This window comes from Cupriavidus sp. D384 (assembly GCF_001652915.1).
Taxonomy (GTDB): domain Bacteria; phylum Pseudomonadota; class Gammaproteobacteria; order Burkholderiales; family Burkholderiaceae; genus Cupriavidus.
Window position 1 is genome coordinate 1 of the sequence record NZ_BBQI01000027.1, and the last position, 16,296, is coordinate 16,296.

13 protein-coding genes are annotated in these 16,296 nt (G+C 62.4%); 10 read left to right on the forward strand and 3 right to left on the reverse strand.

Annotated elements, in window-relative coordinates:
• Positions 1 to 207 precede the first annotated feature (207 nt).
• Together A9J21_RS10390 and A9J21_RS31920 are read left to right on the forward strand one after the other, a co-directional pair.
• Positions 208 to 1,140: a hypothetical protein gene (locus A9J21_RS10390; RefSeq protein ID WP_156545773.1), complete on the forward strand. Its 933-nt coding sequence runs from the start codon at positions 208 to 210 to the stop codon at positions 1,138 to 1,140.
• Positions 1,130 to 1,561, forward strand: coding sequence for a hypothetical protein (locus A9J21_RS31920; RefSeq protein ID WP_197497485.1), 432 nt, complete (start codon positions 1,130 to 1,132; stop codon positions 1,559 to 1,561). The genes A9J21_RS10390 and A9J21_RS31920 overlap by 11 nt, the downstream gene beginning before the upstream one ends.
• Positions 1,562 to 1,731: 170 nt before the next feature.
• On the opposite strand, the gene A9J21_RS31465 is transcribed toward A9J21_RS31920, so the two are convergent.
• A complete protein-coding gene (locus A9J21_RS31465) occupies positions 1,732 to 2,190 on the reverse strand; it encodes a hypothetical protein (RefSeq protein WP_156545775.1) in 459 nt (152 codons plus the stop codon).
• Positions 2,191 to 2,266: 76 nt separating this feature from the next.
• On the opposite strand from A9J21_RS31465, the gene A9J21_RS10395 reads away from it, so the two are divergent.
• The 8 genes from A9J21_RS10395 (at position 2,267) to A9J21_RS10430 (ending at position 13,717) form a co-directional block, all read left to right on the forward strand.
• Positions 2,267 to 3,199, forward strand: a complete 933-nt coding sequence (locus A9J21_RS10395; protein ID WP_156545777.1) for a hypothetical protein — start codon at positions 2,267 to 2,269, stop codon at positions 3,197 to 3,199.
• Between the two features lie 25 nt (positions 3,200 to 3,224).
• The gene (locus A9J21_RS10400) at positions 3,225 to 6,680 is read left to right on the forward strand and encodes an ImcF-related family protein (RefSeq protein WP_231906877.1); all 3,456 of its coding nucleotides are present in this window, start codon (positions 3,225 to 3,227) and stop codon (positions 6,678 to 6,680) included.
• Between the two features lie 15 nt (positions 6,681 to 6,695).
• Positions 6,696 to 8,264 (forward strand): type VI secretion system protein TssA, encoded by a 1,569-nt coding sequence (tssA, locus tag A9J21_RS10405; RefSeq protein WP_066735094.1) that lies wholly within the window; start codon positions 6,696 to 6,698, stop codon positions 8,262 to 8,264.
• A 16-nt stretch (positions 8,265 to 8,280) separates the two neighbouring features.
• Complete coding sequence (gene tssF, locus A9J21_RS10410) at positions 8,281 to 10,101, forward strand: type VI secretion system baseplate subunit TssF (RefSeq protein WP_066735096.1); 1,821 nt, start codon at positions 8,281 to 8,283, stop codon at positions 10,099 to 10,101.
• A gap of 68 nt (positions 10,102 to 10,169) precedes the next feature.
• Positions 10,170 to 11,186, forward strand: coding sequence for a type VI secretion system baseplate subunit TssG (tssG, locus tag A9J21_RS10415; protein WP_082926336.1), 1,017 nt, complete (start codon positions 10,170 to 10,172; stop codon positions 11,184 to 11,186).
• Between the two features lie 49 nt (positions 11,187 to 11,235).
• The gene (gene tssJ, locus A9J21_RS10420; RefSeq protein WP_404851363.1) at positions 11,236 to 11,718 is read left to right on the forward strand and encodes a type VI secretion system lipoprotein TssJ; all 483 of its coding nucleotides are present in this window, start codon (positions 11,236 to 11,238) and stop codon (positions 11,716 to 11,718) included.
• A 54-nt stretch (positions 11,719 to 11,772) separates the two neighbouring features.
• The gene (locus A9J21_RS10425) at positions 11,773 to 12,519 is read left to right on the forward strand and encodes a hypothetical protein (protein WP_066735105.1); all 747 of its coding nucleotides are present in this window, start codon (positions 11,773 to 11,775) and stop codon (positions 12,517 to 12,519) included.
• Between the two features lie 97 nt (positions 12,520 to 12,616).
• Positions 12,617 to 13,717, forward strand: coding sequence for a M14 family metallopeptidase (locus A9J21_RS10430; protein WP_231906878.1), 1,101 nt, complete (start codon positions 12,617 to 12,619; stop codon positions 13,715 to 13,717).
• 58 nt (positions 13,718 to 13,775) lie between these two features.
• Here A9J21_RS10430 and A9J21_RS10435 read toward each other — a convergent pair whose 3' ends face one another.
• Positions 13,776 to 14,678 (reverse strand): LysR substrate-binding domain-containing protein, encoded by a 903-nt coding sequence (locus tag A9J21_RS10435; RefSeq protein ID WP_066735108.1) that lies wholly within the window; start codon positions 14,676 to 14,678, stop codon positions 13,776 to 13,778.
• Positions 14,679 to 15,047: 369 nt separating this feature from the next.
• Entirely contained in the window at positions 15,048 to 16,274 is a 1,227-nt protein-coding gene (locus A9J21_RS10440) for an amidohydrolase family protein (protein ID WP_066735109.1), read from the reverse strand.
• Positions 16,275 to 16,296 lie beyond the last annotated feature (22 nt).

A 16,296-nucleotide genomic window follows, 5' to 3' on the forward strand; every position in this document is an offset into this window, starting at 1 on the left:
TAGCGTTGGGTGGGATCCTCAAATCAACGCTTCATCCAGTCGTCGCGCTGACGTCCGCTGGAGGTATTTCAGCAGCCTGCTAGGAGGAAAGCGGACCTTCTTCTGCGGAGGCATGATGGGATCCCCGATGTTAATACTTACGACAAAATTGAAGTCAAAACGAGCGGAGAGTCAACCAATCATCGCGATTTGGCGGGAAATCCGGTGTTGAACATCGTTGCTGATTGTCCAAATCGGGAAAACCTTCGCCTCGGTGCTAACGATAAATATCGAAAGTTCATTGTCCAGGCGGCGGCGCGGGCGGAGATATTGCCGCACGCCGTCGCCGCGATGATTAACGCCGAGGCGGCCAAGATCCGGTTATTAGTTGAAAGGCCTGTCTACTTTAAAGGAAAGCAGAAGCTAAAGGCGGATGGCTCTCCGCTAACAAAAAAGAAAAGCATCTCCACTGGCGAGTGGGATCCTCGATCTGCCGCTCAACGGTCTTCCGCTCGAGGAATGTGCCAATTTGTCGATGCGACCTGGATAGGTTTGGCAGTTGCAAAGTCCACCTTTCTGCATGAGAAGGTAATGGAACTTGGGTTGTTCAAGCGTGATGCCGGGGGTAAGCTGAGTTTTATACTTGAGTCCGGAAAAAGCAAGCCCCTGACTATTGCGGCGCTTCGAAGCCACATAACGAAATCGGGTACGGCAGATGACGCCAATATTCAGGCGATACTTGATCTCCGGTTCGATGCCGAATATGCGATCCAGTCGATGGTTGACTATTCTATTCAGAACGAAAAATCGTTGATCGCTAAAAATTACTTGTTGAAGTCACTCAACTTGTCCGAGAGGGCAAAACTCATGTATGCGACGCATCATTTGGGGCCCAGAAATATTATTCATTATATTAATGAGACATTTTCCGAAAAGAGTGCGAAAAGTCTTTTGATTGACCAGTTGGGCGAAAAGAGGGCGCGAGATTTTGCTGAGGAGCGGGACGGTGATTTTATCTCTGCGCACCGTTGTTGGTTAAACGACTATATCGAACAGAAGATCGTTTTAAAGATGTTTGCATGTGATCCTGCTGCGATCTCCGATGGTCGGACTATTGTAGAAATTGTGAAGGCGATTAAGGAGAGGGAAGATGAAGCGTAAGTTATCAGTATATTTCGTCGCAACTCTCCTCCTGGTTGTCGGGCATGCGTATGGCGCTCCAAAGAGCGAATCATTCTTCTGCGTCATAGAGAAAGACGGTACGAAACACGAGTTGAACATAAAAGTGGAGAGTGGAAAGACAGTATCCCTTGATTATGGGGCGTCAACTGAGAGTGTGTCTGGTCTAAAGCACGCCTGTCGCGTGGAAGGAACCGGTCAAGCTCGGTCGCGGGCATGGAAAACGATCGCTATTCCTCTTGAGGACGAGGATGTGGCGATTTTATTTAGGTGCGGCGGAACTTTTACTATTGATTTTACGAAGACGAATATTTTTAATTACTGTGGGGCGTCATCGACCATAGCTACAAATTTGACAATCAAACATGGAAGTTCGCGGTGTATTTCTGTCGATGCAATGTAGGAAGATGGGTATGGTTGCCCTGGTTTTTTCAATATCGTGATGCCATGCGGTGCTTTTGCTGCATCCACGATGGAAAATTTTGCTATGCGTCATAGAAAAGGCCGGAAAGCTGCACGATGCGAGCGTGGAGGTAAGGAACGGAAATAGCGTATCGCCCGGTTATTATACTTTCACGGAGAGCGCGTCGGGGTTAAAGCACGCTTGCCATTTGGAGGGGGGATATTGTGAGTCTGGCAAGTCGGTGGAAATCCGTCGGGATTCCACTCGAAGAAAACGACTCTGTAATCATTTTCAGATATGGCCAGGATCTGACGATCGACTTTCCGAAAGTCGGGGATTCGAATTGCTGTGGTGGTTCGGTGTGTGCGGGGAATTTCACTATAAGGAAAGGAAATTAAAAATGCGTTTCCGTGGATCTGCGTTAGGGTAAAGATAATGCCGGTAAATATGGACTTATTCGATGGCTTAGCCGACGAAACGCCCCCGAAGCCTCCACGTCCAGTTTTTTGGATTTCGTTGCTGATTGTCTTTGTTGTGATTGCAAACGCGGTCGCTGTTTTCATGTGGCCGGGCGCTACTCCTTGGGCGATGCCGATATTCTGGGTTGCCACCATCGGGTGCCCGGTCATGTTGTGGTCCCTGTTCTTTGGACTTCGCCTCCATGGGTACGAGGAGGCGTGTCATCTTCTCGTGGCGGAGAACGAAATGATGGAGGCTTATCGGAAAGAGGCGATTGATTTTGGAAAGGAACCTCTCGGTGTTCTGGGCTTTAGATATGTCTCTGAACCCGGGCAAACGGGGCTGGCAGGCGCGATTGCAAAAGGCGAACAGTCAGTCGAATACCGAAAGCCAAAGCCGGATATGCAAGCTATTCGTTACACAGCTTTGCTCGCGTTCCCCGACGAAGACCAGTCGCGGCGTACGGCGTCTGCCTTGGATAGTCTGCTTGACGCTCTGCAAGGAAAACTGAAGTCCATTCCCGCGTGGCTTCCGTTGGAAGTCTATCTTCAGTTCCCGTCGGAGATTGATTCGGCTTTGCAGATAGACCTATGGATGGAATCCTGGCGCTTGCGGGCCCTTCCAGCGGCTCGGGTCGAAATGCTGCCTGCGGATGTTGGGTTGATGGCTTTGGATAGCTGGCTGGACCATCGGGGAGGGCCTGGCCTGGAGAAGATCGTGTTGATCGCTGCGGTCCAGATGCATAAAGATACACCTGACAATAGCGCCGAGGCGGCAGTTGCATTGCTGCTTGGCTGGCCTCCGGCGCTTGAGCGGCATGGGTTAAAACCTGTCGCTATGCTGCATAGACCCGCGCAGTCTGCGACTGATACGGGCGAGGACGGTATCACCCTTGCGACGACGTGGGGTGATACCGACCCTGCGGCAATAGATCATTTGTGGCTATCGGGTTTGTCGCCGCGGAACAAGGCACACGTGTCCCTACTGGCTGCGCGATCGGGGCTCGCCGCCTTGCAAAGGCCAGGGGTGTACGACGTCGATTTCGCATTGGGGCACGCTGGCGTTGCCGCTTCGTGGCTGGCAGTGACATTAGCCATCGAATACGCGATTCAGATGAAGGCAGCACAAATGATCGCGTGCGGGGAGCATGCATTGCAATTCGCGGTTGTACGTTCTTAATTAAACCCGAGAAGCCCGAAATCGAATGATGAAAAAGCAAAGCCATTTGGGTTATGTCATTCTCGTTGTGGTGACGACGTTGTCGCTTGCTGCGGCAATATGGTGGATCGCTGGTTGGGGCAAGGTGGATCGATGGACAATTCTGAGCGTGATCGCAAGTGGCGGAGTCATGCTTGTATTACGCGGCCCAATCATGGCCTCGTGGAATTTTGTGGCACGCGGCAATGTTGTCAATGGGCTGTATCAGCGAGATCCTTCCGCTCGCCAGTCGAAGACTGGCACTCCAGAGGAAGACAAGAATCTTGCTTCGCGGTACGCAAGTCTCAAATTGGCTTTACGCGCATGCAATCCGAAACTGCCTCGTATTTTGGTTGTCGGTGACGAGGAAGTCGTCCGACGGTTGCTTCCCACTTTGCCGGGCACCGGGTGGCTAGTTAATCAGGATGCCGTGCTGCTATGGAGTATGCCAAGCAAGAGTGGCATGCCGAATTCGTCGTGGCTAAACCGCCTCTACAAGCTTCGCCGACATCGTCCGATTGATGCCGTGATTGTCTTCGTCAATGGAGATGAGCCGTTGCACCACCACACAGCCTACGCTGTCGGACTTTGTCTTAACCATGTCATTGCAACGTTACGCTGGTCTGCTCCGGTTTACTTACTAGAGTCATCCCGATCGGACATTGCAGGTAATGACGAACCTGTAGTGGCCTGTGAGTTTGCACCGATGGAAGGCACTCGCGGCATCGCGTGGGCGCTGCATATGTTGAAGTATGACCTGTCGTGCCGCAGCATTCATCAATTGATTATCAATGGGAAAAATCGCTACCATGCAGAACTTGCAGCTCGTTTAGATGTTCGAGCGGATCTGCTCACGAAATGGATTGGTGTGCTGTCGGACAATCGACGGCGCCCGATTCAGGTTCACGGGTTAGTTTTCGTCCCAGGTACAGACCAAGCGGTCCAATCTCCCGCCGAATTTGTCCCCGGTTCTTCCATTTGGCGACGTTTATGCGATGAGCGTCGTATGCGTAGGGGCCGCCCGACTAGATGGCATCCCGTATCGGTTATCTGTGGTGCGATGTTCTTTGTGACCGGTGTGTGGATACTCGGTGCGTTGGTTCTCGCTGCAAAGGACGTCAGAGCCTTACATGTTTCACGAGAAATCGTTGATCAACTGGTGGTGGATGGAGGTGCCGAGTTGCGAGCGCGTGGGTTGTTGGCGCTCCAGCAGAGGATTGCATACTACGAAGGCCGAGCGCAGCGTCGACTGCCATTGCTCGCACACCTTGCCTTGAACAGAGATCCGGAGGTACTTCAGGAGCTGTGGAAGCGTTACGGTCAAGCCGCTCGCCAGCTTCTGATCACCCCTGTCCAGCACGACCTCGAAGCCTCTCTCGCGGACCTTTCCCAACTTCGAACGACACAACTCGACGACCAGGCCACTCGCTGGGCGATGGCCGAGCGCGACACGCTCAAGGCGTACCTGATGTTGGCGAATCCCGCGCGCGTCGAGCCCGCGTTCCTTGCGGCACAGATGGCGGCGCACTGGACCACCGATGCGCGTCTGACGCCCGGTGAAAGGCAGGACATGGCCGAGCGGCTGGCCAAATTCCATGCGCAGCACCTGACAACGAATGAAGCCTGGAAGATTGACGCGCGAAAGGATCTGGTCGCCGGCGCCCGCAGGACCTTGATGGCCGTCATCGGGCAGACCAATGCGCAGGACACGCTCTACCGGGGCATCCTGGACGGTGTCGGCAGCAAGTACCCGGACCTGACGTTGGCGCAGCTTGCCGCCGGCACCGATACGCGCGGCTTGTTGCGATCTTCGGCGGTGGTGCCGGGCGTCTTTACGCGGCAGGCGTATGAAGGTTACGTCGCGGACGCGATCGATGCTGCCGCCAGGCGGCGGGATATTGCCGCGGATTGGGTGTTGTCCGACGATGGGTCAGACGGTCAGGCTGGCTTCGGCGGGACGGAGGGGCGTGATTCCGCCGATTCGATGCGTGTCGCGCTGACTGCGCAATACTTCGCCGACTATGCCGAGCACTGGCAGGCCTTCATGAACGCGTTGCAATGGGAGGCGGCCCCGACATTGCCGGCGTCGATTGACCAACTCAAGCAGATGACGGATGCGCGCCGGTCGCCCGTTATGGCGTTGATGAAGTCGCTGGCGTACCAGGGCGGGGCCGGGGTGCAGAAGGCTTCGTTGGGCGAGGCGTTGGTGGACAAGACGAAGGCCATCCTTGGCGGGAAGGCGGAAGAGGCGGGCGCCGCGGGAGCCAGCGGGCCGCTTGATGCCGCGTTTGGGCCGGTGTTGCGACTTGCCGGGCAGCCAGGGTTGGGTGGGTCGAGTGTGCCGGTTGGCGGAGGCGATCTGAGCCTGCAGCGATACTTCGATCGCGCGACGGCTTTGCGGCTGCGGCTGCAGCAGATCACGCAAAGCGGCGATGGCGACGGCCAGGCGCGGCAGTTGGCGCAGGCGCTATTTCAGGGCAGGGGGTCGGAACTGGGCGACACGCAGGCCTATGCCCAGTTGATGGCCGCCAGCCTTGGCACCGAATGGGCCGGCATGGGCGAGGCGCTGTTCGTGCGACCGGTTGCGCAGGCCGCGCAGGCTGTCCTGCGGCCAGCCCAGGCCAGTTTGAACGAGGCCTGGCGTCAACACATCGCGATGGCCTGGGGGAAGGCGTTCGCAGGGCGCTATCCATTTGCGTCGACCGAGAATGACGCTTCGCTGGCTGAACTGGCGCGCTTTCTGCGGCCGAGAGACGGGTTGATCCATGCCTTCCTGGGCAGTCAGCTTGCCGGCGTGCTGGAACTGCAGGGCGACCAATGGGTGCCGGTGGCGTCGGGTGCGAAAGGGCTGGATTTCGATCCGAATTTCCTCAAGGGTATCAATGCTCTGCAGCGGCTTGGTGCCCGACTGCTGGTGCAAGGCGAACCGCAGTTTCAGTTTGCGCTAAAGCCGATCCCGACGCCGGGCCTGACCGATACGCTGATGACCGTGGACGGCCAGACGCTTCACTATTTCAACCAGCGCGAAGCCTGGCATGCCACACGGTGGCCGGCCGACAATCTTCAGGCGCCCGGCACGCGCCTGCAGTGGCAGACCGAGACGGCCGGGACGAACAAGCACTATGAATTCGACGGGCGGTGGGGATGGATCAGGATGCTGGAGCGCGCGGATGTTGAACCCATCGACAGCGCAACGTTCCAGCTGACATGGCAGGGTGCGCCAGATACGGGCACTGCGGGCAAGCAGGCAGTGACCGCCGACCCGGATAGCCTGTCCGCGCGCGAAGCCCATACGCCGGTATCGGCTGCGATGGCGTATCCCATCCGCTACCAGATGCGGACCGAGGCGGGTCATGGGCCGCTCGAGTTGCTGGCCCTGCGAGGCTTTGTGCTGCCGTCGCGGATCTTTGCCGATTCCGGGCGGCATTCGCTGGCGCAGGCCAGTGCGATGGCATCCCACTGACGAATTCGACGCCGTATGTTCAATCAACTACTCAAGGCGCTGTTTGGCGCCGACACGCCCCTGGCGCTCGTGCCATCCACGCAGGCGCAATGGAGGCCATGGCTGCAGGACATTCGCCCGGAGATGCCGGTTGGCGACGATCCAGGCTATGAGGACGATTTCCTTGCCATCAAGGACGAGGTAGCCAAGCTGTCAGGCGTCGACGACACGCTGATCGTGGAACTGTCCGAGCGGCTGCTGAAAACCCATGCCAAGGATGTACGGCTGGCGGTCTACTACCTGTACGGTCGGATGCGTCGCGATGGCGCGGAGGGCGTCGCGGCAGGATTCGAGCTGTTGTCGGCCCTGATCGATCGCTTCGGCAACCAGCTGCTGCCCGCCCGCGAGGAATCGCGCAGGGCGGCGCTTGAATGGCTGGCGGGCACGACGTTCGCCGACAGGCTGGACCGCGTGCATGGACTGACCGGAGACACCCTGGCACGTACGCTTTGCGCGCTGGCGTTGATCCAGGCGCGGACCGCGCAATGGTCCGATGCCGGCCGTCCGGCGTTGGATGGTCTGTGCCGGCGCTTCGAGAGCCGGGTTGAAAACCCGTTACCGCAGGCAAGCGACGACCGGGCGGTCAAGCCCGTGGAGGCACCCGAGTCGCTGACATACGGCGCGGTGACGTCGGCACGGGAACTGTTGGACCGTGCCCGACAGATGGCGCGTTTCCTGCGCGAGCAGCCTGATGGATATCTTGCCGCCTACCGGCTGATACGGTGTGTGCGCTGGGATGTCCTGGTCGAGGTGCCGCCGCACGATGCCAGCGGTCGCACCCGGCTGGCAGCGCCGCGCGCGGAGTTGCGCGCGCATCTGAAGCGGCTGTCCCTGCAGAAGCAATGGCCGGAATTGCTCGAACGCGTGGAGCAGGCCTTCGCGGAAGGCGCGAACCATTGCTGGCTGGATCTGCAGTGCTACGCGTTTGTTGCCCAGGAGCAGGCCGCCGGGCCATACGCGGCCGTGCGAGACCTGCTGGCCACCGACTGTGCCTTGTTGCTGGAGCGCCTGCCGGGGCTGGACCAGCTGTCTTTCTCCGATGGCACGCCATTCGCGGACGACGCTACGCTGGAATGGATCGGTCGCCATGCCACGGTACGTGACCTGGAGCGCGGTGGGCCCATCGCGCCCGCCGTGGTGTCCGAGGCGAGGACCGACTGGGCCGAAATGGAAGCGCAGGCCATCGACATGGCCGGGGAGCGGGGCATCGAAGCGGCCTTGTCGTGGTTGCAGGGCTTGCCGGCGCGCGGCGGCGAGCGTGAACGCTTTGTCCGGCAGCTGGTCATGGCAAGGGTTGCCGAACGGGTCGACCGCGCGGATATCGCCGCGCACCTGCTGACCGTACTGGACCAGGACGCGCAGCGGTTCCAGCTGGCGGCCTGGGAACCGGCGCTGGCCTTCGACGTCAAGCAGCATCGGCTACGGCTGCTCAGGTCACGCATTCTGCGCAAGGACGCGAACAAGCCCGTGCTGGCGCATCGCATCGATGTGCTGCTGGGCGAGCTGACCGCCATCGACGCGGCACGGACCCTGACCCTGGCATGACCACTACGTTGAAACGATGAGCCATTCCGCCCAAGACAATGACATCCTGCGTTACTACGAAGCCGAGATGCGCTATCTGCGTGACGCCGGCAAGGAATTCGCGCAGGCGTTTCCGGACCGCGCCCGCATGCTCAACATCGATCGCGTCGGGGAGCGCGATCCTCATGTCGAGCGCCTGTTCGAGGGATTCGCGTTCCTGATGGGGCGGCTGCGGCAAAAGCTCGACGACGAATTGCCGGAGATGACGGAGGGCCTGGTCAGCATGCTGTGGCCGCATTACCTGCGGATGATTCCTTCGCTTTCGATTCTGGAACTGGCGCCAGAGCCGGCCGGGCTGCAACGCCACGAAGTGCTGCCTGCCGGCCTGGAGGTACTGTCCGATCCGATTGCCGTGGAGGGCGGGCGCGATGGCACGGGCCAGGTCGAGTGCATCTACCGGACGACGCAGACCGTCGATCTGTATCCGCTGCGGCTGACCGATGCCGGTATCGACACGCGCGAGGACGGACGCTCGGTCGTCCGGTTGCGGATGGCGTTCCAGGGGCCGGCCACGCGCGAGCCGTTCGAGGTGCCGCGCCTGCGGATATACCTGCATGCCGACCGGCCGCTGGCGTTGGCGATGCGGGCCGCGCTGACGGCGCCGCCGGTAGCGGTCCAGGTACGCGTACCGGGGTTCCCTGCAGACCGGCCGGGTGCCGCGCAGCCCATGGCGGGGCTGCGCATCGAACCGGCGGGACTGGGTGCCGGCGAACGGCTCTGGCCGAAGCCGGACAATGCGTTCGGCGGCTACCAGCTGCTGCTGGAGTATTTCACGTTCCCCGAGAAGTTCATGTTCGTGGATCTGATCGGCCTGGACTTGAGCGCAATCCCACCCAGTGTCGATCACTTCGATGTGGAGGTCGTCCTGGAAAAGGCGTTGCCCGCCGACCTGCGGGTATCGGCCGACAACTTCCGGCTGTATTGCACGCCGGTCATCAACCTGTTCGCACTGGAGGCGGACCCCGTTTCCGTGACCCACCGGGAATCCGAGTATCGCGTGCGGGCCACCGAGCGGCACGGCTGGCATGTCGAAGTCTATTCGGTGGACACGGTGCGGGGCTTCGAGGCGGCGACGGGCGAGCGATTCGAGTATGCGCCGTTCGCTGCGTTCCGTCATCGCGGCGGCATGTTGCGTCACGAGATGCCGGAGCGGTACTTCCACACCCGCGTGCGACGCGGGCCATCGGGCCGCTTCGATACGTGGCTCGTGCTGGGCGGCCATGCCTGGGAACAGCACGACAGCCTGCCGGAGGAGACACTGTCGCTGTCGGTGACGGGCACCAATGGCATGCTGCCGCGCAAGGCGCTTGGGCAGGCCGGCATCCGGCGCATGCGCAGCGGCTTCGCCCACGTCAGCGCGGTCCGGAACCTGACCGCCCCGACCTTGCCAGTCTATCCGCCCACGCGCGACAGGTTCCACTGGCGCGTGCTGTCGCATCTGGCGCCGAACTACCTGTCGCTGCTCGATGCCGAGATGCTGCGCGGGTCGCTGGCGCTCTATGACTGGACCGATGGCGAAATGAACCGGCGCCGGATCGGCGCAATCACCGCCGTGCATCACCGGCCGCTGCGCAAGCTGGTCAAGGGCGGCTTGCTGCGTGGCGTCGAAATCGCGGTCACGGTTGACCGGACCCGCTTTGCGGGCGATGGCGATCTGGCGCTGTTTGGCGACATGCTGAATGCGTTCCTGTCGCTCTACGCCACGCTAAACCTGTACACGCGCCTGGTCATCGTCGCCCAGCCGGATGGCGCCCGTCTGGCTTGGCCCGATAGCAAGGCCGAAGGAGCGCCATTTTGAGGCAGGTCGAAGACCACGCGAAGGCCGGTGGACGGCTGCTGGCTGCGTTGCTGGCCAATGCGCCCCGGATGAATTTTTTACGCTTTTGCGAACTGATCGAACTGGCGGCCCCCGATCATCCCCCTTTGGGCTCCACAAACCGGCTTGCCGACGATCCGGTGCGGTTCCGGTCTGCGGCGCAGCTTGGCTTTCCGGGGCGCGAGATGGCAGCGGTCGAGCAGGATGCCGGCGGGCTGGGTGACGTGCCCACAGTGCGAACGACATTTATCGGGCTATATGGCGTGGATGCGTTCATGCCATCGTATTTCGTCGATGAAATCGCGCAGCGTCGCGATGGCGCCGAGCCGTTGGCCGCGTTTCTGGACCTGTTCCATCACCGGATGGTGACGCAGTTCTACCGTGTGGCAAGCAAGTATCGGTATCCGGTTGGCTTCCGGCGCGGGGGGCGCGACAAGACTTCGCAATGTCTGTTGAGCCTGGTGGGCCTGGGCATCGGCGAGCCGGACGTACGACGAATCGTAGAAACGCCAAAGCTGCTGTCGATGCTGGGCCTCGCCGGCCAGCGGACACGCACGGCCGAGGGGTTGGCCGGCGTATTGCGGCACGCTGTGCCGGACGCTTGTATCAAGGTGGAGGAGTTTCACCCGGTTTGGGTTCGCGTCGATGACCCGCGCGACCAGGACGTGCAGCGCGCCCAGCCGCTTGGCGACCACTGCGTGCTGGGACGCGGTTTCGTGGATCGGACCAATACCGTCCGCGTGGTGCTGGTGCCGCAGACCGGCGAGGCGGTGCTCGGGCTGCTGCCAGGCGGAGCGATGCATCGCGCGGTGCTGGCGTTGCTGGGCTTCTATCTTGGATACGCGGTCCAGGCGTGCCTGGAAATGCACGTACTGCCCGCACTGATGCCCGCGCCCCGGCTCAATGCCGGGGATGTCAGGCTGGGCTACTCGATGCAGCTTCAGCCCGTCAAAGACACGCAGCGGGCCGCTACGGCTGCAGGCAGGCTGACCCGCGTGCAGCTTGGAACGTGGACGGGTCACCGACCCACGCACCATGGAATGCGCCCCTTGCAAGCAATTTCTTAACGTATGGGATAGGAGGCAGGGCACGATGCGATGTCTGATGCGCAGTGCATTGGTCGCGCTGGCCAGCGCCGGGCTGGTTGGATGCGGAGTGGGGCAGGCGGTCAAGGACGGCACCGTCGACGCGGCGAAATGGGCGTTCACGAGCCAGGTGAAGACCATGAATCTCGACCTCGCCGGCCGGTCGTCCGTGAATCCCGATGCCGCCGGCAAGTCGCTGTCGACGGTCGTGCGGTTCTATCAACTCAAGGACGCGCAGCGGTTCGAGCAATCGAGCTACGAGCAACTGCAGGCCAATGACGTGGAATGGCTGAAGCCGGACCTGCTCGCCACGGGGGATGTCGTGCTGCGCCCGGGCGCGGCCGCCAGCATCAGCGAGCCGATGAAGGACGGCAGCGAATACGTTGGCGTGGTGGCGTTCTTCCGGGACACTGGCGGCGATGCGGTGTGGAAACTCGTCATCCCGCGAAAACAATGGAAGAAAAGCGACCCGGTCAGGATCGAGGTGCGCGGCAATACGCTCGAAATGACTTAGCAGCCGCTGAAACAGTGGGACAATAGCGCCCGATTTCCCCACCAGTACTGCCTCATGACCCCACCCCTGCCCGGGAGCTGGATTCCCGTTCGCAAGGATTTTGTCGATCCGTCCGCCACCCGCTGCCATGCGCGCAGCGCCCTGGGTGGCCGGCATCATGGCTTTCCGGAAGGCCATGCCTGGATCCTGCGCGGTCCGGATGGTCACGAATACCCGTTTGGCCTGGAATGTGCGCGCGCCGCGCTGGCCGTGCCCGGCATGCTCGACCAGGTGCCTGACTACACCGAGCGCGATGCGGTCAAGCGCGTGGATGCCGCGTTTGCCGATCTGCCGCGCCGCAAGCCCACGGCGGCAGAGCTGGAGCTGCAGCGCCGCAATTTCGCCACGCGATATGTGGTGCTGCGCATGGAGAAGGTGGCCGGCGTGCCGCGCGTACAGCCGACCGTGCGGTTTCCCGCGCTGGAAGGGCTGTACCAGCAGATCGTGGCCGGACGGCCACTGTCGCATGCGCAGGTGCAGCGCGTGCTAGCAATCGAGCGTGGCGCGGCCACGCCGCCAAAGCTCAAGGCGCTGAACCTGCTCGATGTCTACACGGCGCACGTCAAGCTGCAATGGTTGACGGCCAGCGCCAATCGCGAGGATCGCATACGTTTTCTGCGCAGCCTGCATGACTGGCTGGCCAGACATCTGGTGCTGTCCGCCGCGCAGATCGAGGCGGCCGGCATTGTCATGCATCCGCACGCGTTCCGTTCCGCCTGGCCGAAGGAAGGCGAACCGGGCGGCCCCGGCGAATTGTTCTGAAGCGGTTCTGCAGCCGTCGCCCAAGACCGCTGGCATCGGACGGGCGATTGGCGTTACATTGGGCGTATCTTCACCCGGCCCAGGCCAACTCCCCGCCATGCCTGCCAGTCCGATGTCGCCCGTTGCGCGCCAGTTCGCGCGCAGCTACGCCGAAGCCCGCCAGAAGTTTATCGATGCCGCGCATGGTTGCGGCGCCACGCTGACCGAGTTTCCCCACCCGACCGAAGTCGGGCGTGACGGCGAGACGCTGGCCATGGACGTCGCCTGGCTCGGGGCATCCGACGCGACACGCGTGCTGATGGTGACATCGGGCACGCACGGCGCCGAGGGCTTCTGCGGATCGGGCGCCCAGGTGGCCATGCTGCACGATACCGGGCTGCATGCCGATTGCCGCCGCGCCGGTTGGGCACTGATGCTCGTGCATGCGGTGAACCCCTACGGGTTTTCGCACCTGCGCCGCGTCAACGAGGACAACGTCGACCTGAATCGTAATTTCATGGATTTCGACCGGCCCTTGCCGTTGAATCCTGCCTATGCCGAAGTGGCGCCGCTGCTGCTGCCGGCGCAATGGCCGCCGTCCTGCGACGAACACACCGCGCTGATGAAGGCCGTGGCCCAGAAGGGGATGGACTGGTATCAGGCCGCCGTCAGCGCGGGCCAGTACCAGGACGCCGCCGGCATGTTCTTTGGCGGCCAGAAGGCCACATGGAGCAACTACACGCTGCGGCGCATCCTGGCCCGGTTCGGCGCGGGCCGCACGGTGCTGCGCTGGATCGACGTGCATACGGGCCTGGGCCCGTGGGGCTATGGCGAACCAATCTACATGGGGCCGGACGCACCGGTTCAGCTGGGCCGGACACGGGCGATCTGGGGCGGCAGCGTCACATCGATCTACGACGGCTCGTCCACGTCGGCCAATCTCACCGGCCTGGCGTGGCAGGCGGTGCCGCAGACCCTGCCATCGATCGACTATGCTGGCATAGCACTCGAATTCGGCACGTTGCCGCTGGCCGAAGTGCTGGACGCCTTGCGCGGCGATCACTGGCTGCACGTGCATCCGGAGGCCGACGAGAACCAGCGCGCGCTGATCAAGCAGACGGTATGGAACGCGTTCTACGGCGATACCGACGACTGGCGCGAGGGCGTGGTGGCACAGGTGACCGAGGCCGTGCGCAAGGCTCTTGCCTCCGCCCCGTAGCCGCCACTGTCATGCGCGGCGTTCGTCCGTCCCCCGAAATGCCGGTGCCTGACCGGACCTAGGCACCGGCGCCGCTTTCCTCGATCAGCCATTGACGGAATGCGCGCGCCGCCGCCGGTTCGGCGCGGTCGCGCGGCCAGACCACGTAGTAGCCGCCGCCCAGCGACGCACTGGCGTCGCAGGCGCGCACCAGCAGGCCCGCCGCCAGGCAGCGGTCGATCATATGGCGCCACGCCAGCACGATGCCCTGGCCTTCTATAGCCATCTGCACCAGCACAGGATAGGTATTGGCAACCAGCTCGCGCTCGAAGCGGGTTTCGCGCAGGCCATTGCGCCCGAACCACGCCTGCCACGACATCCAGATGCGCTGGGCATCCTCCAGCACCAGCAGCGATTCCTTCGGCAGATCCGAGACCTTCAGCACGCGGCCGCCCAGGTACGACGGCGCGCAGACCGGAAAGACTTCCTCGTCGTAGAGCCGTTGCGCGGCAATGCCGCTGGGCGCACCTTCGCGCAGGTAATACAGGCCGACATCGAAATCGGTGCCGGACAGCGACGCCAGGCTGTCGTTGACCACCAATCGCACGTGGAAGTCCGGATGCCGGGCCCGGAACGCCGCCAGGCGCGGTGTGAGCCAGAGCACCGCCACGCCGGACGAGCAGGCCACGGTCAGCTCGACCTGGCCCTTGCGCTTCATCACGTCCTCGGTGGCTTCGGCGCAGCGCACCAGCAGCCGTTGCACCTGTTCGGCGTATTGCTGGCCGCTGACGGTCAGCCGCAGCGCGCGCGGCTCTCGCACGAACAGCTTCTTGCCCAGGAATCGCTCAAGCTGGGCCACCTGGCGGCTGATGGCGCTTTGCGTGAGATGGAGTTCGGCTGCGGCCTTGGTGAAACTGCCATGGCGCATCGCGGATTCGAACGCGACCAGGCAGGGCAATGGGGGCAGGGGGGTGATGCGCATCGGGGCAGGCGTCTTGTTGGCAGGTGTTGCTGCCAATAATAGACGCAAGCCTTATGCCAGAGGGGATGTGTTTCTGCGCTGCCGTGCATGGCAGACGAAGCAGAGGGCGGGCATCTCAAGACGCGAGGTCTTCGATTTGAACCGCCGTGCCCTCTCCCCCAGCCCCTCTCCCGCAGGCGGGAGAGGGGAGCAAACCGATGGTTGTCTCCGCTCCCTGATCCATGGAAATGGGGAGCAAACCGATGGTTGTCTCCGCTCCCTGATCGATGGAAAAGGGGAGCAAACCGATGGCGGCGGTCTCGCCTGTGGTCGTCTCCTCTCTCCCATTGATGGGAGAGGAGCGGGGGAGAGGGCGGGCTTGTCGTGGCCTTACGCCGCGTGGATCTTGCCTGCCTGCATCACCAGTTCGATGCGCGATGCCGGCCCGGCCAGCACCTCGATGTCCTGCAGCGGGTCGCCGTCGACCACCAGCACGTCGGCAATTGCGCCGGCCTTGACCACGCCAAGCTCGCCGTCGCGCTGCAGGATTTCGGCTGCAATCGACGTGGCCGAGCGCACCGCTTCCGCGTTGCCCAGCAGTTCGGCGCGGATGCGGAATTCCTCGGACTGGTACTGGTGCATCTCGCCCAGCAGGTCGGACCCGAAGCCCATCGGCACGCCGGCTTCGGCATAGATCGCCAGCGAATCGCGGCCGGCCTGGCGCACGGTTTCGATCTTGGCGACGGAGTCGGCCGGCAGGCCAAGGCGGGCGCCATCGCGGGCCAGGGCGTCGTAGGTGATCAGCGTCGGCACCACATAGGCGCCATGCTCGCGCATCACGCGGGCGGCTGCGGCATCCACGAGGTTGCCGTGCTCGATGGTACGCACGCCGCAGCGGATGGCGCGGGTGATCGCACGGCCCGTGTAGGCGTGGGCCATCACGTAGGTCTGCGCGGCCTCGGCTTCGGCCACGATGGCGCGGATCTCGTCCTCGCTGTACTGGGTGTTGCCGATGGGGTCGGTGGGCGACGCCACGCCACCTGACGCCATGATCTTGATCTGCGTGGCGCCTTTCTGGATTTCCTCGCGCACGGCCAGTCGCACTGCGTCCACGCCGTCGGCCACGCGGGCGATGGCACCGGCCCGGAATGCGCACGAGCATGGCTCCAGCGTGTCGGAGCGTGGCCGGAAGTCGCCATGTCCGCCGGTCTGCGACAGTGCCTTGCCCGACGGGAAGATGCGTGGCCCCGGGATCAGGCCCGTAGCCACGGCCTGCGACAGGCCCCAGTCGGCGCCACCGGCATCGCGCACCGTGGTGAAACCGCGTTCGAGCATGCCGCGCATGATGGGCATGGCGCGGAAGGCCACCAGCACGTTGGGCTGCACCGCGTTCAGGCCCAGGTTTGCCAGCGACGCCAGCACGTGCACGTGCAGGTCGATCAGGCCCGGCATCACGGTCTTGCCGGTCACGTCGATGACCCTGGCCTGTGGTGCGTGTATCGGCGACGCGCTGACGTCGACGATACGCTCGCCGTCGATCAGCACATCATGGCGCGGCAGCAGGGCGCCGCGAACGGGGTCGAGGACGTTGCCGCCCTGAAGCAGAATCTGGGTCATCGTGGGGTATGTCTGGACGACG

Coding starts and splice junctions, on each gene's coding strand:
- A9J21_RS10395 (WP_156545777.1), top strand. CDS start 2,267: ATGATGGAGGCTTATCGGAAAGAGGCGATTGATTTTGGAAAGGAACCT.
- A9J21_RS10425 (WP_066735105.1), top strand. CDS start 11,773: ATGACCCCACCCCTGCCCGGGAGCTGGATTCCCGTTCGCAAGGATTTT.
- A9J21_RS31920 (WP_197497485.1), top strand. CDS start 1,130: ATGAAGCGTAAGTTATCAGTATATTTCGTCGCAACTCTCCTCCTGGTT.
- A9J21_RS31465 (WP_156545775.1), bottom strand. CDS start 2,190: ATGACCGGGCACCCGATGGTGGCAACCCAGAATATCGGCATCGCCCAA.
- A9J21_RS10400 (WP_231906877.1), top strand. CDS start 3,225: ATGATGAAAAAGCAAAGCCATTTGGGTTATGTCATTCTCGTTGTGGTG.
- tssA (WP_066735094.1), top strand. CDS start 6,696: ATGTTCAATCAACTACTCAAGGCGCTGTTTGGCGCCGACACGCCCCTG.
- A9J21_RS10430 (WP_231906878.1), top strand. CDS start 12,617: ATGCCTGCCAGTCCGATGTCGCCCGTTGCGCGCCAGTTCGCGCGCAGC.
- tssG (WP_082926336.1), top strand. CDS start 10,170: ATGAATTTTTTACGCTTTTGCGAACTGATCGAACTGGCGGCCCCCGAT.
- tssF (WP_066735096.1), top strand. CDS start 8,281: ATGAGCCATTCCGCCCAAGACAATGACATCCTGCGTTACTACGAAGCC.
- A9J21_RS10440 (WP_066735109.1), bottom strand. CDS start 16,274: ATGACCCAGATTCTGCTTCAGGGCGGCAACGTCCTCGACCCCGTTCGC.
- A9J21_RS10435 (WP_066735108.1), bottom strand. CDS start 14,678: ATGCGCATCACCCCCCTGCCCCCATTGCCCTGCCTGGTCGCGTTCGAA.